Here is a 23,221-nt window from a genome sequence, read left to right as displayed (position 1 = left end):
TGTGGAAGAGGGGAAAAGGCGGAGATTACCTCAAAACCTTACCTATTCTTATTATCCATAAATACTGCGGTTGTGCAGGATTTTTCGGTAAAGCCGCCCACATTAGCCATAATCCCCCGTAACCTCGGCATAGGAGAAGGCACGAACGCAAACCTTATCAAGTCAGCGGAAGCCGTGTTCTTTTTTACCGACGCCTGACGCAAAGAAAAAAACACCCTAAAAACGGGTGTTTTTCGTATTTTATGCTTTATATACGGACATCTCTCCGGCAGGCAGCTTGATGAGTCCATCCTTGCTTGCCGATTGGGCAACTAAGGTGGCGTATAGGCGCGGCGCTATCATCCACAGATGCCAGAAGAACAGCTGCAGGGCCAGGCCGAGCGGCAGCCAGAGCATAATCATTAGCAGGACAAGCAAAGAGACGAGCGTTGTGTGCCATAGTATTTTTCTCCAGTAACGGAGACTGATGAACTGTTGATCCTGTGGCAGGAAGCCGATCCAGGGGAGAGTGAATCTCCATATCCACCGCTTTTTGAAAGTATACCGATCCATCACAAAGATAGAACGCGCGATTACATAATGAATCCAGACGACAACGATCCACGATGCGCCGATATAGGCGACTCCCCATAGACCGCTCATTCCTATCGAGGCCGCCAGCGCGGCCGCGCCGAACAGCAAGTACATGTACATAAATACCCGATGGAACCGAATCCGCTTTAGGAGCTGATAATTGTAAAAGGTGCGCTCGCTACTGCTCAAGGAAGCTCCTCCTTTTGATTGCGTCACGAATTGAGGAATACGATATATATCGGAATTTGATCTATGAAAATGTAGAAGGGAGCGGAGATCGGTGGCAGAATTGAGCGGCAAAAGAGTACGGACCGTACATACACCAAATGCGACCATTCCTCATACGTATATATAATTATGTGAAATGAACTATGAAACTGGTATAACTTTATAGAGTTCAGGGCATAATAACGATAAAATTATAGAAGGTGGGATGGCCATGGAAGATCAGGAGACCCACTGCATCATTTGCGGTGAAGCAACAGAGGACGGCATCGTGGTTGTCAATCAATTCATTTGCACCTCCTGCGAACAGGAAATGGTGAAGACCGACGTGCAGGACCGGAAATATCCTTTTTTCATTCATCGGTTAAAACGGTTGTGGGTGCATATGAATGTATAGGTAGCAGACAAAGGAGCCTGAACCTTTTTGGGCTCTTTTTTGTCGTTTCCTCGCAGGAATGATGAAGCGCTGCCTGATTTGCGATACAATGAAGGAATAAGAACAAGGAATGAGTGTTCAAAAAGGGTTGGTTTTCAGCACCGAGAAGGTTGCGGAGTTGCTTCCTGTGTCACATCAAGTGATCAAGAGCGGTCTTTTTGAACAACCTCTAGAAGGGGCAGACTTCATGGTGTATTACGGAGAAGATACCTTTTCACGTCACATTCATCAGCATGCACCATTGCTTGGCGCGATGCTTGACTATATGGAGCGCCGTTCGGCCTCCTTCCATGTTCCGGGGCATAAGGATGGAGAGCTGTATCGCAGGATGGCGGACGAATGGTCGTACCCGGGCAAGGAGCTGTTCCGCAGCATGGCCTCGCTGCTCGCCATGGATACGACCGAAGTCGAGGGGACGGACGATCTGCATCACCCGACGGGTCCAATCGCGGATGCCCAACGTCTGGCGGCACACTGCTTCGGGGCCGAGGAGACGCATTTTCTGATAGGCGGAAGCACGGTGGGCAATATAGCGCTTCTCTTGAGCAGTTGCACCCGCCCAGGCGATCTCATCATTGTGCAGCGCAATGTCCATAAATCGATTTTGCATGGCCTGATGCTGGCGGGCGCCACCGCGGTGTTCTTATCGCCGCAGACCGACCCGGCGAGCGGATTGGCGATTGTGCCGGATGGGGAGACGGTAAGCGAGGCGCTGGACCGCTATCCGCAGGCCAAGGCGGTCATGATCACGAACCCTAATTATTATGGAATGGGTGCCGATATAAGGGAGATAGCCCGCCATGCCCATGACCACGGCATTCCTTTGCTCGTGGATGAGGCGCATGGGGCACATTTCGGATTTCATCCGGCCGTCCCCCCTTCCTCCCTCTCAATGGGGGCGGATGGGGTCGTCCAGTCGACGCATAAGATGCTGGGCGGGATGACGATGAGCGCCATGCTGCATGTGCAGGGGCCTCGTCTCGATCGGGACAGGCTGAAGCAGGTGTTAACGATGGTGCAGAGCTCGAGCCCTTCGTATCCGTTGATGGCTTCGCTCGATTTGAGCCGTTACTGGCTGGACCGGCATGGAGCAGCCGCCTTGGAGCCCGGGCTGGAGGCGGCACGCTGGCTGCACGAACGAATCCAGGCGATGCCGGCATTCGAGCTGGTACAGGGACCGGACACCTCGACGGCTCATCATTATCAAGATCCTTTTAAAATTGTCCTTCGGGATCGGCATGACCGGCTCAGCGGCTACGAGCTGCTGGACAAGCTGTCCGCCCACGGCTGCGTGGCCGAGATGGCTGACCCCCGGTACGTGGTGGCGGCGCTTAGCTTGAGCACGTCGGTGGCCGATGCGGAACGGCTGGGCGAAGCTCTGGAAGCGGTGGCGGTGACCATTGGCGATGCGCCCACATATAATACGATGCGGGCGAATGACATAGTCGAGAAGGCAGCCGGAGTGAGCTGCTCCGAACCAGTGCCCTTCTCGCTGTATGATGCGCCTCAGGCGACGAGGATGCGGGTACCGGTAAGGGACGCAGTCGGTGGGATTGCGGCCGAGACGGTCTCCCCCTATCCGCCAGGGATACCGCTGCTATACCGCGGCGAGCGCGTGACTGAGGCGGTTGTCCGCCAGCTTGAGCGGCTGGCTGAAGCCGGGGCGAAATGTCACGGAGCCGGGGATACGACACTCCGGACGATACGAATATTTGCGAACGAGATTAACGGCACGGAAGAGGAGACGCAGTATGAATAGAAGCAATTGGCCAGGCTGGTTCATTACGATGGAAGGAGGGGAAGGAGCCGGGAAGACGACGGCAATGCGCAAGCTGGCGCAATGTCTGGAGGAACGCGGGCTTGACGTGGTCGTGACGCGGGAACCGGGCGGCATCGCGATCTCCGAACAGATTCGCAGCTTGATCCTCGACCCAGCGCATGTCGAGATGGATCCGCGAACGGAGGCGCTGCTCTATGCGGCGGCCCGCCGTCAGCATCTGGTGGAGCGAGTGGAGCCAGCCCTCCAGCGGGGAGCCATCGTGCTGTGCGACCGGTTCGTCGACAGCAGTCTTGCTTACCAGGGCTATGCACGGGGTATAGGTATGGAAGAGGTATGGGATATCAACCGCTTCGCTGTGCATCACACGATGCCCGATATTACGCTCTGGCTCGATATTGATCCGGAGGAAGGACTGGAGCGCATCCGAGCGAACCGCTCTCGCGAAGTGAACCGGCTGGATACGGAGCAGCTGGCATTTCATCAAGCGGTCCGGCAGGGCTATGAACGGCTTGCCGGGCAATATCCCGATCGAATCGTGCGCGTGGACGCCTCGCAGCCGGAAATGGTGATTCAGGAGCAAATAATCGACATTTTATCCGAGCGAACGCAGGATTTCGGGCCCCGCATGTGTAAATAAATAACCATATTCTCATTCTAGGGTAAAATCAGTTCAACCAATCACAAGGAGGATGATAGGCATGAAGATGATTGTGGCCATAGTTCAGGACAAAGACAGCAACCGGTTGTCCAGCGCGTTAGTGAAAGCGAATTTCCGTGCCACCAAGCTGGCGAGCACGGGAGGATTTCTGCGGGCAGGCAATACGACCTTTATGATCGGTGTCAATGATGATCAAGTCAGCTCGGTTCTGAACGTCATCCGTAACAATTGCAAGGTGCGTGACCAATTGGTGACGCCGGTTACCCCGCTTAGCGGAACGACGGATTCCTATATGCCGCTTCCGGTGGAAGTGCAAGTTGGCGGTGCGACAGTTTTTGTAATGCCTGTTGATCGGTTTGAACAATTTTAGAGAGGTCATGTACCAAGTCCGCTTTGAACACGCAATTTAGAGCATGATAGAATGCAGGTGGATAACAAGTGAAGATTAATCCAGGGTTCCGGCCCCTTGGCCAAGACGTGCGCATAGGGGACACGGTAGCGAAGCCCATTCAGCAGAAATCGTTTGCGGATATGATGCAGCAGCAGGACGGCCAAGCGAGCAGAGATGAATTGCAGCAGCGCCTGCAGGATATTTATCGTCAAGGAGAACGACTGGCGAAGTCGATGACGGTCAGGGAACTCCGGCAATACCGGAATCTGGTGAAGCGGTTCCTGGAGGATACGGTCCGCCGGGGCATCACGCTGCGCGACTCGCGTGGATGGGATCGCCGAGGGCGCAATAAGCGCTACAAGCTGGTCGAGGAGATCGATGGGGCGTTGATTGCTCTGGCGGAGGAACTGCTTGAGACGGAACAAGGCAAAATCGAATTGCTGCAAAAGGTCGGAGAGATTCGCGGCATGCTGATCAATTTGAGCTTTTGACAGCATTCAGGAATGGAAGGACTTACAAGCGATGTCGTTTCAACAAATAATCGGACAGGAACGGGCGAAGACCCTATTGCAGAACGGTCTGCGTTCGGGTAAAGTCTCGCATGCGTATTTGTTCAGCGGGCCGAAGGGGACGGGGCGGCTGCAGACGGCAATCACCTTTACGAAGGCGCTGTTCTGCGAGAACGCAACGGATGACGCCTGCGGCGAATGCTTGTCATGCCGCAAGATCGAGCATGGCAACCACCCGGATGTGCATGTGATTTCACCCGAAGGACAGAGCATCAAAATCGATCAGGTACGGGAGCTGCAGCGGGAGTTCTCGTACCGCACGCAGGCGGAAGGCCGCAAAGTGTATATCATGGAGCAGGCGGAGAGGATGACCGTGCAGGCGGCCAATAGCCTGCTCAAATTTTTGGAAGAACCGATGAGCCCAATTGTCGCGATCCTGATTACGGACAATGGACAAGCGATGCTGCCCACGATTCAATCGCGCTCGCAATGGGTGCCTTTTACTCCGCCGGATCCCCAGATCATATATAATGCATTGGTTGCGGAGGGCTGCTCTGCCTTACTGGCCCGGGCGGCGGTTCATCTCGTCAACGGAATAGGGGAAGGCAGGGAACTGTGCCAGCAGAATTGGTTTGCAGAACTGAGAAACGTAATGTTACAATTAGGAAAGGAGTGTGGGACACGATTGTCATCCGCACTTCTTATGGCACAACAGAAGGTGTTCAAGACCGAGCTTGGAGAGCATACGGATATGTTGTTCCGTCTGTTCCACCTCTGGTTTCGTGATATGCTGAATTATCAATTCAACCGACAGGAGAACCTCGTCTTTTGCGATCAGCTGGATGCAATAGGCAGAATAGCCTGGTCGAAATCGGCGCAGGGATGGATCCGATGCATGGCCGCGGCAGCAGAAGCGCAGAAGCGGGTACGCGCCAATGTCAGTCCGCAGCTTGCATTTGAACAGTTTCTGGTTGGAGTGCAAGGAGGTACATGATTGTATAACGTGGTCGGCGTCCGCTTCAAGAGAGCGGGCAAAATATATTACTTCGATCCGGTGGAATGGCCGGTTCAGCGGGATGAGCACGTTATCGTCGAGACGGCGCGGGGAATCGAATATGGCAAAGTCGTCATCGGCCCGAAGACGGTCGGTGAGAATGATGTCGTACTTCCCTTGAAGAAGGTTATCCGCATTGCCAACGAGGCTGACGCTACGCTGGTAGATTCGAACCGGCAGGCGGCGAAGGATGCCTTCACGACTTGCATGGACAAGATACGGGCTCATCAGTTGAAGATGAAGCTGGTTGATGTCGAATATACATTTGATCGGAACAAAATTATTTTCTATTTCACGGCCGAAGGACGCGTCGATTTCCGCGAGCTGGTCAAAGACCTGGCAAGCGTATTCCGGACCCGGATCGAGCTGCGCCAGATCGGGGTGCGGGATGAAGCGAAGATGCTAGGCGGCATCGGCCCGTGCGGCCGGATCTTATGCTGTTCGTCCTGGCTCGGCGACTTCGAGCCGGTCTCGATTAAGATGGCCAAGGATCAGAATTTATCGTTGAATCCTACCAAAATCTCCGGCTTGTGCGGCCGGCTCATGTGCTGCTTGAAATACGAGCATGATAATTATGAGAGCGTCAAGGAAGAGCTTCCGGGGGTAGGGAAATGGGTTGTTACGTCGATCGGCGAAGGCAAGGTCGTCGGCCTGAATGCCGGTGAACGGAAGGTTCACGTTCAATTGATGGATATCAACAAAGTGAAGGAGTTTCCTTTTGACGACGTCGTAGTGAAATAATGAAGCGTACTTTTCACGCTCTGGGGTGGGAACTTGGAGAAGAAAGACATTTTTGCGCAAATTCATGATATGGAAACGCATATGGGAGACCTTCATCAAGAGCTGGGTGCGCTGAAATACGTCGTCAAGGAGCTGCTGGAAGAGAATCAACGCCTTCGCATGGAGAACCAGCGGCTGCGCCAATTGCTCCATCAGGAGCATCAGGATCAGCATCCGGAATCGCCCGTCGAAGCGGAAGGAGCATCGGCACCCGCAGCGGATGCCCGGAACGCCGAAGGGGAAGAGCTGGAGAATGTGGTAGGCGAAGGATACGACAACTTAGCGCGGCTGTATCATGAAGGCTTTCATATTTGCAACGTCTATTATGGGCATTTACGAACGGAAGGCGACTGCTTGTTCTGTCTATCCTTCCTAAATAAATAACGAGGGCCGTAGGTGATGGGGAATCGGATTCCTGCCTACGGCTTTTCTTCATATCCAGGCTGCATCGGACAGGGAATAACCGCAAGAAACAGGAAGGAGTTACCGATATAAAATGAAGGAACACGGTAAGGAGAGCGTCATCCTGCAGCCTTCGGAACGGCTTGATGATCTGCTGACCCACGAGCTTCGCATCATCCAGAGCCCGGAGGTTTTCAGCTTCTCGATGGATGCCGTTCTGCTGGCGCGCTTCGCCACGGTGCCTGCCAAGGGCCGGATCATGGATCTGTGCACCGGCAACGGGGTCATTCCGCTGCTGCTGTCGACGCGGACTAGAGCCGCGATTGAAGGGCTGGAGATTCAGCCGCGCTTGGCGGATATGGCTCGCCGCAGTATTGCCCTCAACGGGCTGGAGGAGCGGATCCGGATTCACGAAGGGGATCTGAAGCTATTCGAACCGGATGAGGATCGTCCGTTCTATGAGCTGATTACGGTGAATCCGCCGTATATGCCGCTGACGGCGGGAGAACCGAAGCTGAGCGAGCATCAGGCGCTCGCCCGCCACGAGCTGGCATGCACGCTGGAGGATGTGATCGCGCAGTCCGCGCGCTGGCTGCGAACGGGCGGCAAGCTCGCGATGGTGCATCGCGCCTCCCGGCTGGGCGATATCATTGCCTTGATGCGGGCATACCGGATCGAGCCGAAGCGCATCCGCCTCGTGCATCCGCGCATCGGAACGGAAGCGAATATGGTGCTGATCGAAGCGGTGCGGGACGGCAAGCCGGACGTGCGTATTCTCCCGCCGTTAATCGTTTATAATGAAGGAAATACGTATTGCCAGGAACTAATGGATATTTATTACGGCGAGTCGCCGCAGTTGAAGGATGGGTCACATGGAGATCAATGAGCAATTCAGCTATGAGGAGAAGGATGAAGGCGGCCGGCTGTATCTCGTCGGCACCCCGATTGGGAATCTGGAGGATATGACGTACCGGGCCGTGCGGATGCTTCGGGAAGCGGATATCATCGCGGCGGAGGATACGCGCGAGACGCGCAAGCTGCTCAGCCACTTCGAGATTCAAGGCAAGACGTTATACAGCTATCATGAGCATAATAAGCAGGCCAGCGGCCCGGAGCTGATTCGGTTGATGCAGGAAGGAAAGCGTATCGCCCTTGTGAGCGACGCCGGTCTTCCGGCCATATCCGACCCGGGCGCCGATCTGGCGGCGATGGCGATCGAAGCGGAGATTCCGGTCATTCCAATCCCCGGCCCGAATGCGGCGTTGTCCGCGCTTATCGCTTCCGGACTGCCGACGGATCGGTTCACCTTCATCGGGTTCTTGCCCCGGGAGAAGAAGCGGGCTGCGGACATGCTGGCTTCCTTGGCGGCGGAAGCGGGCACATTGCTTTTTTATGAATCGCCGCATCGGGTGGAGAAGACGCTGGAACGGATGGCCGAAGCATTCGGTTCTGGGCGGCGTATTGTGCTCGCGCGCGAACTGACGAAGCGGTACGAGCATTTCGTGCGTGGTACGATTGCGGACTGTCTGGCCTTTCTTAAGGAGAAGCCTCCGCTTGGAGAGTATTGCCTCGTCGTAGAAGGCGGTGTAAGCGGAATGGGGGCCGGGGAGGACACCGTCTGGTGGAGCGAGCTAAGCGAGCAGGAGCATGTGGCGCATTATGAGGAGCAGGGGATTGCACGCAAAGAGGCGATGAAGCAGGCGGCCAAGGATAGAGGCGTCTCGAAGCGGGACATCTATGAAGCCCTGCTGCAGGAGAAGCGGGAAGAAGAGGAGAAGTGAGGGATTCCGGCTCATCTGTATGAGCCGGCAGGAGGTTCCGGAAGCGGGGGCCGGAAGGCATGGTTGCCTGCCATTTCAAATGCGTGTTCACATCCTCTCCAAGGCAAAAAAAAGACCTTCATGGTCGGGTTCTAAACCATGAAGGCACCAAGGAAGATATGAAAAAGGTTAGAATTAACAAGTTGATTAGTGCTATTATAACCTATTTTTTTTATTTTGTCACAGGTTGAGGGATTTCTGATATACATTCGTGGCAAACAATTTTTCCTTTGAAGTATGTAACGTTCTCTGCATTGCCGCAGAAGATGCAGGCAGGCTCGTATTTTTTGAGCATGATGCGCTCTCCATCCACGTAAATCTCCAGGGCATCTTTTTCACCAATGCCCAAGGTGCGGCGAAGCTCGATTGGAATAACGACACGACCAAGTTCATCAACTTTGCGAACGATACCAGTGGACTTCATCATATTCAACGCTCTCCTCTTAATTACATAATGTGTCATGATTCGACAAATTTCTGATTGACTGTTTATTATCGTACCAACCATTCCCATATTAGTCAACCTATAAAATGGATAATTTTTATGCTAATTTATGGATTTTATTAATTTTTTATCTGATTTTTAACTGATTTTAACGTATCTATTCCCGTTTTTACGCTTTGATGGTATTATATGTTACCGGTTTTTCGCTAAGGGCTACACATCCGCCGTATTTCGACAACTCGGCCAAATGTGAAAACGATGTCGAAATGGAACGGATGTCATTTTATAGTCGATTGCTCTGTCCGAAGGGCGTACCACGCTGCACCCGTCACATGAAACCAAGGAGGGAAACATGATGCTGCAAGAAGAAAAAGTGTTCAAGGATCCGGTTCATAATTATGTACATGTCCAAGATCGGACGATATGGGATCTGATCAATACGAGCGAATTTCAGCGGCTGCGTCGGATCCGCCAGTTGGGGACTTCCTATTTCACGTTCCATGGGGCGGAGCATAGCCGCTTCTCCCATTCCCTCGGCGTATATGAGATTACGCGCCGGATCATTTCCCAATTCGAACGGAACGGGTATGCGGATTGGCCGGAAGAAGAAGGGCTGCTCGCCCTGTGCGCCGCCCTGCTGCATGATGTGGGACACGGCCCGTTCTCCCATTCGATTGAAGAGGCCTTCGGCATGTTCCACGAGGATTGGACCTGCCGTATTATATTGGAAGATACTGAGATCCACCGCGTGTTGGCCAGGATCGATCCCGGGTTCCCGGAGAAGGTGGCATCCGTCATTCGCAAATCGTACGCATCCCCGATTGTCGTTAACCTTGTATCCGGACCGCTCGATGCCGATCGGATGGATTATTTGCTGCGGGATGCTTATTTCACCGGCGTCAATTATGGAACCTTCGACCTCGATCGGATCTTGAGGCTTCTGCGTCCGCACAAGGATCGCATCGTCGTGAAGGAGAGCGGAATGCATGCGGTGGAGCATTACTTGCTCTCCCGTTATGAGATGTACTGGCAGGTCTACTTCCATCCGGTGACCCGCAGCTCGGAGATGCTGCTGCGCCATATTTTCAAGCGGGCGGGGGAGCTATATCGGGAAGGGTTTGCCTTTCAGTTCTTTTTGCCGCCGCTTACCTCGCTGTTCGAGGGCACGATTGGGACCTCGGATTATTTGATGCTGGATGAAGCCCTGGTCCAGACGATGTTCATGCAGTGGCGCATGGAGAAGGATGAGCGGTTGGCCGACTTGTGCGAGCGGTTCATGGAGCGTAAACTATACAAATATATTGAGACGGATCGGCTGGACAAAGCGACGGAGCGCCGGTTGTCCCGAATATGGACGGAAGCGGGACTGGATCCGGAGTACGATTTGATGTTCGATTCGCCTTCGGACAATCCGTACGATGTGTACCGGGTCGGCGATGAGCCGACGCAGCAGCATATTTTGCTGCTTGATCCGTATGGCCGCGTGATGGAGCTGTCGAAGAAATCGGATATTGTCCGATCGATCAGCGGCATCCGGAGAGGGAAGCACTATATTTACTTCCCGAAGGACAAGCTGGAAGCGGTCCAGCATGCGCTGCCTGCTGATGTGCGGCAGCAGTTCCTGCCCGGCGAGATTGGATAACTGCGGCGGCCTGCCCCTTCATCTATGGAGGTAGGAGGCGTTCCCGAACGGCAGCAAGCCGTACGCTCATTCGGGCAGACTAGCATCCATCATCATGAAGGAGTGACTTCGATGTTATTTGATACGCATACCCATTTAGATAATGAAGCTTTTGACGCCGATCGGGAGGAGATCATCGCCCGCGCCTTCGAGCAGGGAGTTACGAGAATGGTGAACGTCGGATTCAACCGGGAGACGATCCCGACGACGATGGCCTTGGCGGAGAAATACGAGTTTATTTACGCCGCTGTAGGATGGCATCCGACCGATGCCATCACGATGAAGCCGGAGGATATGCAGTGGATTGCGGAGCTGACACAGCATGACAAGGTTGTTGCCATCGGCGAGATCGGGTTGGATTACCATTGGGACACGTCTCCCAAGGATGTGCAGCAGCGCGTGTTCCGAGAACAGATCGGACTGGCGCGCGATCTGAAGCTGCCGATTATTATTCATAACCGCGATGCCCATGAGGATGTCGTCCGCATTTTGCGCGAAGAGAAGGCTAGCGAGGTAGGCGGCATCATGCACTCGTTCTCCGGAAGCTGGGAGACGGCTAAAATGTGCCTTGACATGGGGTTTTATATTTCATTTGGTGGGCCGATTACATTCAAGAATGCGAAGCAGCCGAAGGAAGTGCTCGTCCGCATACCGAATGACCGGCTGCTGGTCGAGACGGACTCCCCATATTTAACGCCACATCCATTTCGAGGAAAGCAAAATGAGTCTGCTTACGTTCGTCTTGTTGCCGAAGCGGCTGCTGGATTGAAAGGAATGGAATTTGAAGAAATTTGCAGAATGACGACTGAAAATGCTTTGACATGTTTTGACATACGATGAAAATCGATGAAAAACCGATGAAATAAAGATGTAGGCCACCAAATAAGTGGATTCTATTGAGAAAATGCGAAAATGTTACTTTTTTTTAACCCTTTTTCGCTTAAAACGGAATTGATACTGTCTTTACAAGGTGATTACAAACACGATATGATTTCTCACAGATGTTCGAAACCGAAAACTTGAATATTGTTCCAACCAACCAGTATCGCTTAATCTCCTTGAGTGGAGAGCGGGGGAACCAAATGGCGTGTTGGCGGTGCATCTAATGCATGGCTGAACGCGTGGATTGATTCCTTGGGGTGAATTCGGTGCAGCCGAGCCATGAGCCGGTTCGCAGCGACAGGGCGACTCTCACAGCCCGAACCCGACAGCTAACCTCGTCAGCGTACGGAGAGAGGGGTCCTCGCGCGTCCTGAACTGATGACGTTTGGGTTTCAATGAGAAGCCATGATCAAGAGTCGCCTCTTACACTAGGCTTCTTTTGTTTTTCTTGAAATCTTCTTTTTTTGAATAAAGAAAAGAAAGACGTCATAGGTGTAAGGAACAGGAGGTGAGGAACAACCGTTACTGGTGTTGGTACGAAGGAACCGCAAGGTTGCTTCGTAAACATTTTTCAAATAGTCGCGTCAGCCAGAAATCATGCGTAACACTCGACGGCGGGACTATGTAAGGAGGACCGAGAAGTGGGACAGCTCGTTCAAGACGAAACCCATGAACCCCGATCATCCAGCATGTCGCTCGCAATGCGATGGAAGCATGAAAACGTTCGTATCGTATCTCTCATCATCGTTATGGCGGTTGTAGTTACCTTGATGGCAGTATTATTTCAATACAGTGCGTCCAAGAAGACGCTGTCCGTCTATGTGGATGGACGAGAAGAAGCTTTGATAACGCGGGAATCGATGCTGCGCGATGTTTTGGATGAGCACGCGATAGCTGTTGGGGCCCATGATGTGGTATCGAAGCCGTTGGATTCCGAAATCGCCGATGGTGATCGGGTCATCATCGAGCGCGCCATGCCGGTGAATATCGTGATGGGCGGTAAGAAAGTAACGCACTACACGACGAAGAAATCGGTTAACGAAGCATTGCTCGCATTGAATATACCCGTCAAGCCAGAGGATAAGGTCATTCCTGAAAAAGAGACCGCCGTATCGCAGAATATGGATATCCGGATTATCGACGTCCGCAAAAATGTGGAAGAGCGAAAAGTAACAGTTCCGTTCCAGACGGTAAAAAAAGCCGATCCGACCTTAGCGAAAGGCAAGACCAAGACCGTGCAAAAAGGCCAGGAGGGCCTGGTCATTCAGAAAATCGAGAAGGTTTATGAGGACGGCAAGCTTGTGTACTCCAAAATGGTGGACAAAAAGGTGAAAACGAAGCAAGTGAACCAAGTCGTGGCGTACGGCACCAAAAAAGAGCCGGAAGTCGCCGTGCTGTCCGTCAGCGGGGGTAGCAATTCTGGCGGAAGCGTTGATTTCAATTATAAAAAAGTGCTTAAAAATGTGGAATTGACCGCCTATACCGAACAGGAGGGCTCTGCAGGGGCGAAGACCGCATCTGGCGCTATCGTATCCGAAGGCCGCACCATCGCCGTCGATCCGGACGTGATTCCGCTTGGTTGGTGGGTGTACATTGAAGGCATTGGATTCCGCCGCGCTGAAGATACCGGCGGGGCAGTCAAGGGCAATATCATTGACGTCTACTTCGACAGCAGCAGCACCGTCCGCAAATTCGGCCGCAAACACGGATTCACTGTCTATGTCATCGGTCCGGTGAAGCCGGAATTGAATTAAGGCGGCATTATAACATATAGTAAGATATAACGTTTTATGTCATTCTAAGAAGAGGGAATTCCCTCTTCTTTTGTGTTTCTACATAGAGGCGCCAGCGGGGACCGGAGAGGAGCAGTCATTGTGATTCGAGAAGTGATCGTCGTGGAAGGGAAAGATGATACCGTAGCCATCCAGCGGGCCGTGGAGGCCGATACAATCGAGACGGGAGGCTCGGCCGTCAGCGAGATGACGATACGGCGCATTGCCTTGGCCCAGGAGCGCCGGGGCGTGATTATATTTACCGATCCGGATCATGCCGGGGAACGGATTCGGAAGATGATCGCGGAGCGGGTGCCCGGCTGCAAGCACGCCTTCCTGGCGCGGCATGAAGCGATAGCCAAGGGAGACCTCGGCGTGGAGAACGCATCGCCGGAGGCGATTCGGGCGGCGCTGGGCCAAGTCAGGACCGAGATGCCGTCGGCAGAAGCGGAGCTGGTCTGGGCGGATCTGGTGGAATCGGGTCTGACGATCCAGACCGGCGCGGCTGAACGCCGGAACCGTCTGGGGGAGATCCTCGGCATCGGATATTGCAATGCGAAGCAACTGCTGAAGCGATGCCGCATGTTCCAGATCGGCCGAGAGGAGTTCGAGGCTGCGCTGGTCAAGCTGGACGAACTGGACGAGCTAGACGAGCTGGGGGCTTCTGCACATATCGTAACGGGTACGGAAGGAGAACGACAGAATGAACAAGCCTTCGATTGATATCGCAACGCCATCGAGGACGAAGGAGATTGTGCGCAAGCACGGATTTGCGTTTAAGAAAAGCCTTGGCCAAAACTTTTTGGTCGATATGAATATTATGCGGCGCATCGTTGATGCAGCCGAGCTGGACGGCACGACAGGCGCGTTGGAGATCGGACCGGGGATCGGGGCCCTGACGGAGCAACTGGCGCAGCAGGCGGGGCAAGTGGCGGCTGTGGAGATCGATCAGCGCCTCATCCCGATTCTGAGCGAAGTGCTGGAGCCGTACCCGAATGTGCGGGTTCTCCATGGGGATGTGCTGAAGGTCGATCTTGGCGAGCTGTTCCGAGAACAGTTCCAGACCATGAACAAAGTCAGTGTCGTGGCCAATCTGCCTTATTACGTAACGACCCCGATTCTGATGCGGCTGCTGGAGGAACGGCTCCCGCTCAAAAACATCGTCGTTATGATTCAGAAAGAAGTGGCCGAACGGATGGCGGCCCAGCCCGGAACGAAGGAGTACGGCAGCTTGAGCGCTGCGGTCCAATACTTCAGCGAGCCGCAGTTGGTATGCACCGTGCCTCCTTCCGTATTTATTCCGCAGCCGAATGTGGAGTCGGCCGTCATCAAGCTGCGCATTCGAGAGAAGCCGCCAGTGGAGGCGAAGGACGAAGCGCTCCTGTTCGAGGTTATCCAGGGGGCTTTTGCCCAACGGAGAAAGACCTTGTGGAACAATATGAAGGCCAAATACGCCACGGCATGGGGAACGGAGCTGCTTAGTCAGGCGTTCGCGGAGGCGGACATCGATCCGAACCGCCGGGGAGAGACGCTGTCGCTTGAAGAGTTCGCCCGGTTCAGCAATGTGCTTCATGAGCGGTTCAAGGGCGGGAAGGATGCAACTTCGGCAAATCAATGAGCACCAAATGATGCGTTTGCCCATAGGATGGTCGAAGAGAGGTGATCGATTCTATGAAGCAAGGATTTTTGGTCGTACGCAAGTCCTACGGCGGCGATATTACATTCCGTGTGGAGACGGTCCAGCAAGACGAGGCTATCATCAAAGGCACGGATTACCGCCTGATCGCCGACTCGCCGCTTCACGATCTGGTGAGAGTGCCTGAGTCGACCATCAAGCGCCGCACACGCCAAGCGCACATCAAGATGCTGCAGTCGGTGGAAGCGCTCGAAGAGAAGAACAAACGGCAGCAGGCCGAGATTTCAATGGCTGATCCAGTCCATTCATCGGCTTATTTCGAAATGCCCGGCAAGGTGTTACACTTGGACGGAGATCCGAATTATTTACAGAAAAGCTTGGCAATCTATCGGCAGCTGAGAGTACCTGCGGAGGGCCATTATGTGTCGGAGGCGAACATGGCAGACGCGCTGTATCGGCTGCTCCCGGTGGTCCAGCCCGACATTGTGGTACTGACAGGTCATGACGGCGTGCTCAAGCAGCGGAAGCAGCGTGATCTGTACAATTTGCAAAGCTACAAAAATTCCCAGAACTTCGTCAATGCCGTTCACATTGCCAGGCAGTTCGAACGCCATCTCGATCTGATGACGATTGTGGCGGGTGCATGCCAGTCCCATTTTGAAGCGCTGCTTCAGGCGGGTGCCAACTTCGCCAGTTCTCCGGCGCGGATTATGATTCACGCGCTTGATCCGGTCTATGTGGCGGTCAGGGCTTCCTATACCTCGGTCAAAGATACGGTGAAGATTGGGGAAATCTCGCCGCATACCATGTCGGGAATCGATGGGGTCGGCGGAATCGAGACAAGAGGAAGCTACCGGATCGGCATGCCGAAATGGAAAGATTTATCGACTTTAAAAGTTACACCGTCCGTTATTTGAATAAAAAACGAATTTTTATCATATGTTATACACTTTGGGCAAAAAAACACATTGACATTAATTTAGACTTGTTGTTATAATTATTTGTTAATTTGACAAAACCTCTGGAATTGTTTATAATGGACAAGGAAAGAGGTGGTGGCTGAAATGGCGAGAAACGCGCTGTTTGAAATTCGACGCTGTCTTGAAGCTCATGTAGGGCAGAAGATTATGCTTCGTGCGAATGGAGGCCGTCGTAAGACAATCGAACGCACGGGCGTGTTAGAAGAGACCTACCCTTCTGTATTTATTGTCAAGTTGGACCAGGATCAGAACGCATTTAAGCGGGTATCCTACAGCTATGCAGATATATTAACAGATACGGTCGAAGTAACCGTATGCGCCGAGAACGGCGAGATGAAGATTGAATATGTTCGCGGCTGAGCGAACTGGATGGCAGTCCTTCGGGGCTGCCTTTTTGTTATTCCATATTTCGGATCGACTCCGAATGAATAAGTGTCCGGGGAATAATCCACATTATAAACATACCGCGTGCACGGGAGCATGCGGCGACTTGCACAATACCCATGAATCCGGAAGGGTTCTTGCGAGGAGGTATGGCGATGGGCCGGAGAAGACGCAGCGGCTTCATGTCTGAGGAGTTGAAGACGGAGCTGGCCAAAGATCTGGGCTTCTATGACACCGTTCAGGAGTACGGGTGGGGTGCCATTCGTGCCAAAGACGCAGGGGATATGGTCAAGCGTGCTATTCAACTTGCCGAGCAAGCGGCAGCCAAGAAATCATGATCCTTCCTCTTCATTCCTAGCGAGCAGGCGCACTTCACCTGCTCGTTTTTTTGTTGCGGCGCACGCTCCGGCTGGCGCGAATGACTTGGCCAGTAGAGTCTGTTATAATAACCTAAGCGATCCGTAGGATAAAGAAGGGTGAACGTGAGTGAAGGTATACGAGAAAGCGCCGGCCAAAATCAATTTGCTGCTGGACGTGCTGAGAAAGCGCAGCGACGGTTATCATGAAGTAGAGATGGTCATGACCATGGTCGATTTGGCGGATCGTCTTGAGATGGAGGAACTGCCGCGCGACACCATTATCATTTCCAGTCAGGCAGGCTTCATTCCGCTGGATGAGAAGAACCTGGCGTTCCAGGCGGCGAAGCTGATTAAGGAACGGTACGAAGTGAAGCAGGGCGTATATATTCACCTGGACAAAAAAATTCCCGTTGCCGCCGGACTGGCGGGCGGCAGCAGCGACGCGGCGGCGGCGCTGAGGGGCCTGAACCGGCTGTGGCGGCTCGGCATCCCGGATGAGGAGCTGCAAGCGCTCGGGGCGGAGCTCGGCTCGGACGTGCCCTTCTGCATCACCGGGGGAACGGCCATCGCGAGCGGAAGAGGAGAGCGGCTGCAGCCGATAGCGAATCCGCCGCAGTGCTGGGTTATTCTGGCCAAGCCGCCGATCAATGTATCCACCGCGGATATTTACGGACGCTTGCGCGCGGATAGAATTACCGAACATCCCTCACTGGCCGATATGGTGCAGGCTATCGACGGGCATGACTTCTATGGGGTGTGCCGCTCGCTTGGCAATGTGCTCGAAGACGTGACGCTGCCTCTGTATCCCGAGGTGCAGCAGCTGAAGGATGCGATGATGAAGCTAGGCGCCGACGGCGTCCTAATGTCCGGGAGTGGACCAACCGTATTCGGCCTCGTATCGAGGGAGTCGAAGATAGCGAGGATCTATAACGGACTGAGAGGCTTCTGCAAGGAAGTCTATGCGGTACGCCTGCTCGGTTCACGGCAGGGGAGCTGACGCCGCGGAGCGGGATGCGCTTGCTAGAGCGGGCGCTTCGGCTCGGCGTGCGGCCTGCTGCCTTGACATATTGATAAATTGTTGATAATGGACGTACATTCATGTAATATTTACATTATAATATTCGGTTTTTGTGAGCGAGGAGTCACGATGAAAAAAATGAAGCGCAGCGCCCGCTTGGTTGAAATGACGCAATACCTGATGACGAAGCCCCATACGCTCATTCCACTCACGACCTTCGCAGAACGCTATGGTGCGGCCAAATCGTCCATCAGCGAAGATCTGGCGATTATCAAGGAAGTGTTCGAAGAGGAAGGAACGGGGGATTTGCTTACCCTTGCCGGAGCGGCAGGGGGCGTGAAGTTCATGCCCAAATGCGGTCCGGACAAGGCTCTTCCGGTGATCGAGGAATTATGCACCGTCATGGAGCAGCCTGATCGCGTACTGCCCGGCGGTTATTTCTACATTACGGATATACTTGGCCAACCGGCGCTCATGAATGATATCGGGCGCATGTTCGCTTCCGCATTCGCAGGGCGCGAGATTGACGTTGTCATGACCGTGGAGACGAAGGGCATCCCGATCGCCTACGCGACGGCCGCGCATCTCAACCTGCCGGTGGTACTGGTGCGCCGGGACCACGTCGTCACGGAAGGATCAGCCGTCAGCATTAATTATGTATCCGGCTCGCATAAGAGCATTCATACGATGACATTGGCCCGGCGTGCGTTGAAGGAGCGTTCACGTGTCCTGATCGTGGACGATTTCATGCGCGCGGGCGGAACGGTTCACGGTATGATCGAGCTGCTGCATGAGTTCAATGCGATGGTGGCCGGTGTCGGCGTCCTGGTGGAATCCGAAGACGTGCCGAAGGAAGAACGGCTGCTTAACGACTATGTCTCCCTCGTCCGGGTCGGAACGAAGGACCCAGGCGGACGACAGCTTGTCGTTCAGCCCGGCAATTATTTCGATGAAATAAAGTAAGGAATCAGAAGATTCAGGATGAAAAGGAGGATACGCCATGTCTGAGAAAATAGTTCCTGTAGCGACGAAAGAAGCGCCTGCGGCGATAGGTCCCTATTCCCAAGCGGTGCAATGGGGCAATCTCGTATTTACCTCTGGTCAAATACCGCTGACTGCGGAAGGCCAGCTTGTAGACGGCGGCATCGAGGAACAGACCCATCAAGTATTCCGCAATTTGAAGGCCGTGCTGGAGGAAGCAGGAACCTCTTTGGACAAAGTACTCAAGGCGACCGTGTTCCTCAAGGATATGAATCAATTCACTCAAATCAACGCCATTTATGAAGCTTATTTCGGATCGCATAAGCCGGCTCGCTCTACCGTGGAAGTAGCGCGGCTGCCAAAAGATGTGCTTGTCGAAATCGAACTAATCGCAACGATTTGAATCGAAGCATGTCGAAACGGCTAAAGAACGTTAAAAATTTCAAAAAAAAGCGCTTTTTGTGGCAAAATTAAGAAGGATTTTTGTTGCGCGTGTGGAATTATACACCAAGTCTTGATGGAAAAAGGTGGTGAACACACGTGCAAATTACTGATGTAAGACTCCGCCGCGTCAACACAGAGGGGAGAATGAAAGCAATCGCTTCCATTACGATTGATAATGAGTTTGTCGTTCACGACATTCGCGTTATCGATGGTAACAACGGCATGTTCGTTGCCATGCCAAGCAAACGGACGCCGGACGGCGAATTCCGCGATATTGCGCATCCGATTTCATCTGCAACACGCGAGAAAATTCAAGCTGCGGTACTGTCTGAATACGAGCGTGCGGCAACGGAAGAGGAAGTTATTGAAGAAGGCGCATAAGCGTCTGGGTAATTGTGGGGTTGCAAAGAAAGAGAGCCAATCATAGGGGGCTCTCTTTTCTTTTTGTTCATAATGAGATATATTCTTCTATGGAATCAAAGGGAGAGCAGGAGGTTGGACACTTTGAAAAGAATAGCCATTGTGCTTGCCGCCGGACAAGGCAAACGCATGAAGTCTAAGCTCTATAAAGTGCTTCATCCGGTGTGCGGCAAACCGATGGTGGGCCATGTACTCGATACGGTGGAGCAGGTGCGCTCCGAACGCACCGTTGTCATTGTGGGGCATGGCGCCGAAGCGGTTCAAAGCTATCTGGGCGAACGGGCAGAGTTCGCGCTGCAAGCCGAGCAGCTTGGCACAGGACATGCCGTGAAGCAAGCCAAGGCGCTTCTGGACGGGGAGAAGGGAACGACTCTCGTCATTTGCGGTGACACTCCGCTAGTCACTTCCGAGACGCTGGCGAAGCTGATGGAGCTTCATGAAGGCGCACAAGCGTCGGCAACGATTTTGACGGCTGAACTGGATCAGCCGGCCGGATACGGCCGCGTGGTCCGTGGAGCAGACGGTTCGGTCATGAAAATTGTTGAGCAGAAGGACTGCACGCCGGAAGAACAGCGTATCCGGGAGATTAATACGGGCACGTATTGCTTCGACAATGAGAAGCTGTTCGCTGCATTGGAGCAGATTACGAACCAGAATGCTCAGCAGGAATATTATTTGACCGACGTTATCGGTATTTTGAAATCGCAAGGAGAGATCGTGCAAGCGTACTGTACGGCGGACGAAGCCGAGTCGATTGGCGTCAACGATCGGTGTGCCCTCGCTGAGGCCGAACGGCTGATGCGGGAGCGGATCAACAAGCGTCATATGGTGAATGGCGTGACGATTACGGATCCGGCGCAGACCTATATCGAAGCGAGCGTCCGGATTGGCGCGGATACCGTCATTGAACCTGGCACGACGCTGCGGGGCGGCACGGTCATCGGGGAAGATTGCGTGATAGGTCCGAACAGCGATGTGACCGATTCGGTTATCCGTGATCGCGTGCATATCAAGCAATCGGTCCTGCAGGAGGCGGCCGTCGGCAGCGGCAGCAGCATCGGGCCATTTGCCTACTTGCGTCCTGGCGCCAAGCTGGGAGAGCAGGTGAAGGTCGGTGATTTCGTAGAGATTAAGAATGCTTCTCTGGACGATCATGCCAAAGTATCGCATTTAAGTTATATAGGGGATGCGAAGGTAGGGAAGAATGTCAATATCGGTTGCGGCGCGATAACCGTCAACTATGACGGACATAATAAATCCGTTACCGAGATCGGAGACGACGCGTTCATTGGCAGCAATGTCAATCTGATCGCCCCGATCAAGGTCGGGGACGGAGCCTATGTCGTCGCCGGTTCGACCATTACGCATGACATCCCTGCCGGCGATCTCGCCATTGCCCGTGAGCGGCAGACGAACAAGCCGGGGTACGCGGACAAGATTCGCGCTCGTGCAAAGGCAAAAAAAGAGCGGAACTCCTAATGATAACAGTTGCATTAAGCTCCCGTAAGGGGTAGCATTAAGTTGATAGACTTGAACGCGCATTGCCATTAATGGAAATGTAGAACTTCAATGACCAAGAACCGGCACGGAGGGTTATTCAAAATCATGACGTATTGTGATTCCAAGTTGAAAATATTCACTTGCAACTCCAATCCACAATTGGCGCATCAAATCGCCGAGTACATCGGCATTCCTATGGGAGATGCCGTAACGACAAGCTTCAGCGACGGTGAGATTCAGATCAAGCTCTCCGAGAGCGTTCGCGGATGCGATGTCTATGTCGTACAGTCGACATGCGATCCGGTGAACGACAGCCTCATGGAGCTGCTCGTCATGGTCGACGCGCTCAAGCGAGCGTCCGCCAAGAGCATTAACGTCGTCATTCCTTATTATGGCTATGCAAGACAGGACCGCAAAGCCCGTTCCCGCGATCCGATTACAGCGAAGCTGGTAGCCAATCTGATTGAGACGGCAGGCGCGCACCGCGTCATTACGATGGATTTGCACGCAACACAGATTCAAGGATTTTTCGATATCCCGGTAGACCATTTGCTGGGAGTGCCTATTCTGGCCCAATACTTCCGCTCGAAGCAATTGGAAAATATTGTAGTCGTATCGCCGGATCATGGCGGCGTCGTACGGGCGCGCAAGCTGGCGGACTTCCTGAATGCGCCGTTGGCGATTATCGACAAGCGCCGTCCGGAGCCGAACGTGAGCGAGGTCATGAACATTATCGGTGATATCAAAGGCAAGACCGCGATCATCATCGATGACATCATCGATACGGCGGGCACGATCGTGCTCGGCGCCAACGCGTTGGTGAAGGCGGGCGTGAAGGATGTGTATGCTTGCTGCACGCACCCGGTCCTGTCCGGTCCAGCGATGGAACGATTGGAGAATTCACCATTCAAAGAAGTGATTGTGACGGATACGATTCCAATCAAGCATAAGAATCCTTCCAGCAAATTGAAAGTGCTGTCGGTTGCTCCGTTAATGGGTGAAGCCATTATTCGCGTTCATGAAGAATTGTCCATCAGCAAGCTGTTCGAGATTGAATAAGAACAGCGTTCGCGTATGTCGCAACGTTACTTGGGGACATAATCACAAGTAGTCTGAATAGTAAGGGTTACGTCTTTGACCATTGGTCAGAGAAGTAACCCTTATCGGCATTGATAAAGGAGGAGCCGTCTTGAAATGGATTGTAGGGCTCGGGAATCCGGGCATGCAGTACGCGTCCACCCGCCACAATATCGGCTTCATGGCGATAGACAGGCTGGCGGAGCGTAATCAGATTCAGGTGCGCGACAGCAAATGCAAGGCCCTGATTGGTGAAGGGCGCGTCGGCACGGAGAAAATCGTGCTGATTAAGCCGATGACCTATATGAATCTATCAGGCGAAGCGGTACGAGCCTATATGGATTATTACAAGGCCGATCCGGCAGACCTGATCGTCTTGTATGATGATATGGATACCGAGCTGGGCAAGGTCCGCCTGCGGTACCAAGGAAGCTCCGGCGGGCATAATGGCATCAAGTCGCTCATTCAGCACTTGGGCACGCAGTCGTTCAACCGGGTGCGCATGGGCATCTCCCGTCCGCAGCCGGGACGCGAGATCGTGGATTATGTCCTGTCGCCCTTCGCCAAGGCCGAGCGGGACAAGCTGGAGGAGGCCATTGACAAAACCTGCGATGCGGTCGAATTCACGCTGACCCATCCGTTTGATCAGACCATGGCCAAATTTAACGGGTAATCCGGCTAAACTCGACCTATCCGGGACATACTGAGTAACTGAATCGGTATAATCTCGCGATAGGGGGCATATACATGTCTGTGAATTATGTCTGCAAACATTGTCATACGTTAATCGGGCGCGTCGAAGGGAGCGAGATTGACGAGACGAGACTCGGCTTTCATCTGCTGACTGAGGCAGAGCGCCATGAATATATTAAGGTTCATACCAATGGAGACGTAACGGTGCGAATGACTTGCGATTTTTGTACAGAAGCGATCCAGATGCACCCCGAATTGTCCTTGCTGTCATCGCCTTTGCAATGACAGCTTGTTGCATGCGGACATACGTCAGCCTTGGCT

Annotated in this window: 29 protein-coding genes and 1 riboswitch; of the genes, 27 read left to right on the top strand and 2 right to left on the bottom strand. The window is 53.4% G+C overall.

What is annotated here, in order from left to right:
- Positions 1 to 198 (top strand): hypothetical protein (locus DQX05_RS31485; RefSeq protein ID WP_220483249.1); only part of this gene is annotated, 198 nt, incomplete at its 5' end.
- A 42-nt stretch (positions 199 to 240) separates the two neighbouring features.
- Here DQX05_RS31485 and DQX05_RS23465 read toward each other — a convergent pair.
- Positions 241 to 762 (bottom strand): hypothetical protein, encoded by a 522-nt coding sequence (locus tag DQX05_RS23465; protein ID WP_119795798.1) that lies wholly within the window; start codon positions 760 to 762, stop codon positions 241 to 243.
- 250 nt (positions 763 to 1,012) lie between these two features.
- Between DQX05_RS23465 and DQX05_RS23460 the strand changes: the two genes are divergently transcribed.
- The 10 genes from DQX05_RS23460 (at position 1,013) to rsmI (ending at position 8,589) form a co-directional block, all read left to right on the top strand.
- The gene (locus DQX05_RS23460; protein ID WP_119795797.1) at positions 1,013 to 1,195 is read left to right on the top strand and encodes a sigma factor G inhibitor Gin; all 183 of its coding nucleotides are present in this window, start codon (positions 1,013 to 1,015) and stop codon (positions 1,193 to 1,195) included.
- Between the two features lie 166 nt (positions 1,196 to 1,361).
- Positions 1,362 to 2,993: an aminotransferase class I/II-fold pyridoxal phosphate-dependent enzyme gene (locus tag DQX05_RS23455; RefSeq protein WP_397335922.1), complete on the top strand. Its 1,632-nt coding sequence runs from the start codon at positions 1,362 to 1,364 to the stop codon at positions 2,991 to 2,993.
- Complete coding sequence (gene tmk, locus DQX05_RS23450; protein ID WP_119795795.1) at positions 2,986 to 3,651, top strand: dTMP kinase; 666 nt, start codon at positions 2,986 to 2,988, stop codon at positions 3,649 to 3,651. The genes DQX05_RS23455 and tmk overlap by 8 nt, the downstream gene beginning before the upstream one ends.
- A 61-nt stretch (positions 3,652 to 3,712) precedes the next feature.
- Positions 3,713 to 4,042 carry a cyclic-di-AMP receptor gene (locus DQX05_RS23445; RefSeq protein ID WP_119795794.1) on the top strand — a complete coding sequence of 110 codons (330 nt, stop codon included), beginning with the start codon at positions 3,713 to 3,715 and terminating at the stop codon, positions 4,040 to 4,042.
- A gap of 68 nt (positions 4,043 to 4,110) precedes the next feature.
- On the top strand, positions 4,111 to 4,554 hold the full coding sequence (locus DQX05_RS23440) for a YaaR family protein (RefSeq protein WP_119795793.1): 444 nt from the start codon (positions 4,111 to 4,113) through the stop codon (positions 4,552 to 4,554).
- A 31-nt stretch (positions 4,555 to 4,585) separates the two neighbouring features.
- Complete coding sequence (gene holB, locus DQX05_RS23435; protein ID WP_119795792.1) at positions 4,586 to 5,566, top strand: DNA polymerase III subunit delta'; 981 nt, start codon at positions 4,586 to 4,588, stop codon at positions 5,564 to 5,566.
- Positions 5,567 to 6,367 (top strand): PSP1 domain-containing protein, encoded by an 801-nt coding sequence (locus tag DQX05_RS23430; protein WP_119795791.1) that lies wholly within the window; start codon positions 5,567 to 5,569, stop codon positions 6,365 to 6,367.
- Positions 6,368 to 6,400: 33 nt separating this feature from the next.
- On the top strand, positions 6,401 to 6,790 hold the full coding sequence (yabA, locus tag DQX05_RS23425) for a DNA replication initiation control protein YabA (protein WP_119795790.1): 390 nt from the start codon (positions 6,401 to 6,403) through the stop codon (positions 6,788 to 6,790).
- A 112-nt stretch (positions 6,791 to 6,902) separates the two neighbouring features.
- Positions 6,903 to 7,694 carry a tRNA1(Val) (adenine(37)-N6)-methyltransferase gene (locus tag DQX05_RS23420; RefSeq protein ID WP_119795789.1) on the top strand — a complete coding sequence of 264 codons (792 nt, stop codon included), beginning with the start codon at positions 6,903 to 6,905 and terminating at the stop codon, positions 7,692 to 7,694.
- Positions 7,681 to 8,589: a 16S rRNA (cytidine(1402)-2'-O)-methyltransferase gene (gene rsmI, locus DQX05_RS23415; protein WP_119795788.1), complete on the top strand. Its 909-nt coding sequence runs from the start codon at positions 7,681 to 7,683 to the stop codon at positions 8,587 to 8,589. The genes DQX05_RS23420 and rsmI overlap by 14 nt, the downstream gene beginning before the upstream one ends.
- A 211-nt stretch (positions 8,590 to 8,800) precedes the next feature.
- On the opposite strand, the gene DQX05_RS23410 is transcribed toward rsmI, so the two are convergent.
- On the bottom strand, positions 8,801 to 9,055 hold the full coding sequence (locus DQX05_RS23410) for an AbrB/MazE/SpoVT family DNA-binding domain-containing protein (RefSeq protein WP_005545514.1): 255 nt from the start codon (positions 9,053 to 9,055) through the stop codon (positions 8,801 to 8,803).
- 373 nt (positions 9,056 to 9,428) lie between these two features.
- Between DQX05_RS23410 and DQX05_RS23405 the strand changes: the two genes are divergently transcribed.
- The 16 genes from DQX05_RS23405 to DQX05_RS23330 all read left to right on the top strand — a co-directional run bounded on the left by DQX05_RS23405 (position 9,429) and on the right by DQX05_RS23330 (position 23,185).
- Complete coding sequence (locus tag DQX05_RS23405; protein WP_119795787.1) at positions 9,429 to 10,715, top strand: HD domain-containing protein; 1,287 nt, start codon at positions 9,429 to 9,431, stop codon at positions 10,713 to 10,715.
- Between the two features lie 111 nt (positions 10,716 to 10,826).
- Positions 10,827 to 11,594 carry a TatD family hydrolase gene (locus DQX05_RS23400; RefSeq protein ID WP_119795786.1) on the top strand — a complete coding sequence of 256 codons (768 nt, stop codon included), beginning with the start codon at positions 10,827 to 10,829 and terminating at the stop codon, positions 11,592 to 11,594.
- A gap of 196 nt (positions 11,595 to 11,790) precedes the next feature.
- Positions 11,791 to 11,996: riboswitch (cyclic di-AMP (ydaO/yuaA leader) on the top strand.
- A gap of 281 nt (positions 11,997 to 12,277) precedes the next feature.
- The gene (locus tag DQX05_RS23395; protein WP_119795785.1) at positions 12,278 to 13,390 is read left to right on the top strand and encodes a 3D domain-containing protein; all 1,113 of its coding nucleotides are present in this window, start codon (positions 12,278 to 12,280) and stop codon (positions 13,388 to 13,390) included.
- 120 nt (positions 13,391 to 13,510) lie between these two features.
- Complete coding sequence (gene rnmV / locus DQX05_RS23390; protein ID WP_119795784.1) at positions 13,511 to 14,131, top strand: ribonuclease M5; 621 nt, start codon at positions 13,511 to 13,513, stop codon at positions 14,129 to 14,131.
- Positions 14,112 to 15,026 (top strand): 16S rRNA (adenine(1518)-N(6)/adenine(1519)-N(6))-dimethyltransferase RsmA, encoded by a 915-nt coding sequence (rsmA, locus tag DQX05_RS23385; RefSeq protein ID WP_119795783.1) that lies wholly within the window; start codon positions 14,112 to 14,114, stop codon positions 15,024 to 15,026. The genes rnmV and rsmA overlap by 20 nt, the downstream gene beginning before the upstream one ends.
- 53 nt (positions 15,027 to 15,079) lie before the next feature.
- On the top strand, positions 15,080 to 15,961 hold the full coding sequence (yabG, locus tag DQX05_RS23380) for a sporulation peptidase YabG (RefSeq protein WP_119795782.1): 882 nt from the start codon (positions 15,080 to 15,082) through the stop codon (positions 15,959 to 15,961).
- 147 nt (positions 15,962 to 16,108) lie between these two features.
- A complete protein-coding gene (gene veg, locus DQX05_RS23375; protein ID WP_006678203.1) occupies positions 16,109 to 16,384 on the top strand; it encodes a biofilm formation stimulator Veg in 276 nt (91 codons plus the stop codon).
- A 179-nt stretch (positions 16,385 to 16,563) separates the two neighbouring features.
- Complete coding sequence (locus DQX05_RS23370) at positions 16,564 to 16,746, top strand: alpha/beta-type small acid-soluble spore protein (RefSeq protein ID WP_006285897.1); 183 nt, start codon at positions 16,564 to 16,566, stop codon at positions 16,744 to 16,746.
- A 148-nt stretch (positions 16,747 to 16,894) separates the two neighbouring features.
- Entirely contained in the window at positions 16,895 to 17,764 is an 870-nt protein-coding gene (ispE, locus tag DQX05_RS23365) for a 4-(cytidine 5'-diphospho)-2-C-methyl-D-erythritol kinase (RefSeq protein ID WP_119795781.1), read from the top strand.
- A 150-nt stretch (positions 17,765 to 17,914) separates the two neighbouring features.
- Complete coding sequence (gene purR, locus DQX05_RS23360) at positions 17,915 to 18,748, top strand: pur operon repressor (RefSeq protein ID WP_119795780.1); 834 nt, start codon at positions 17,915 to 17,917, stop codon at positions 18,746 to 18,748.
- Between the two features lie 37 nt (positions 18,749 to 18,785).
- Positions 18,786 to 19,169 carry a RidA family protein gene (locus tag DQX05_RS23355; RefSeq protein ID WP_119795779.1) on the top strand — a complete coding sequence of 128 codons (384 nt, stop codon included), beginning with the start codon at positions 18,786 to 18,788 and terminating at the stop codon, positions 19,167 to 19,169.
- Positions 19,170 to 19,306: 137 nt separating this feature from the next.
- A complete protein-coding gene (spoVG, locus tag DQX05_RS23350; protein ID WP_006678208.1) occupies positions 19,307 to 19,591 on the top strand; it encodes a septation regulator SpoVG in 285 nt (94 codons plus the stop codon).
- 123 nt (positions 19,592 to 19,714) lie between these two features.
- A complete protein-coding gene (glmU, locus tag DQX05_RS23345; protein WP_119795778.1) occupies positions 19,715 to 21,109 on the top strand; it encodes a bifunctional UDP-N-acetylglucosamine diphosphorylase/glucosamine-1-phosphate N-acetyltransferase GlmU in 1,395 nt (464 codons plus the stop codon).
- A 126-nt stretch (positions 21,110 to 21,235) separates the two neighbouring features.
- Positions 21,236 to 22,189 carry a ribose-phosphate diphosphokinase gene (locus DQX05_RS23340; RefSeq protein WP_119795803.1) on the top strand — a complete coding sequence of 318 codons (954 nt, stop codon included), beginning with the start codon at positions 21,236 to 21,238 and terminating at the stop codon, positions 22,187 to 22,189.
- 130 nt (positions 22,190 to 22,319) lie between these two features.
- Positions 22,320 to 22,880: an aminoacyl-tRNA hydrolase gene (pth, locus tag DQX05_RS23335; protein ID WP_119795777.1), complete on the top strand. Its 561-nt coding sequence runs from the start codon at positions 22,320 to 22,322 to the stop codon at positions 22,878 to 22,880.
- 74 nt (positions 22,881 to 22,954) lie between these two features.
- Positions 22,955 to 23,185: an anti-sigma-F factor Fin gene (locus tag DQX05_RS23330; protein ID WP_006678212.1), complete on the top strand. Its 231-nt coding sequence runs from the start codon at positions 22,955 to 22,957 to the stop codon at positions 23,183 to 23,185.
- Positions 23,186 to 23,221: the final 36 nt, after the last annotated feature.

The organism is Paenibacillus thiaminolyticus, assembly GCF_003591545.1.
GTDB classification, from domain to species: Bacteria; Bacillota; Bacilli; order Paenibacillales; family Paenibacillaceae; genus Paenibacillus_B; species Paenibacillus_B thiaminolyticus_A.
The sequence above is the reverse complement of the archived record's forward strand: the minus strand, read 5'-3'. Positions and strand labels throughout refer to the sequence as shown.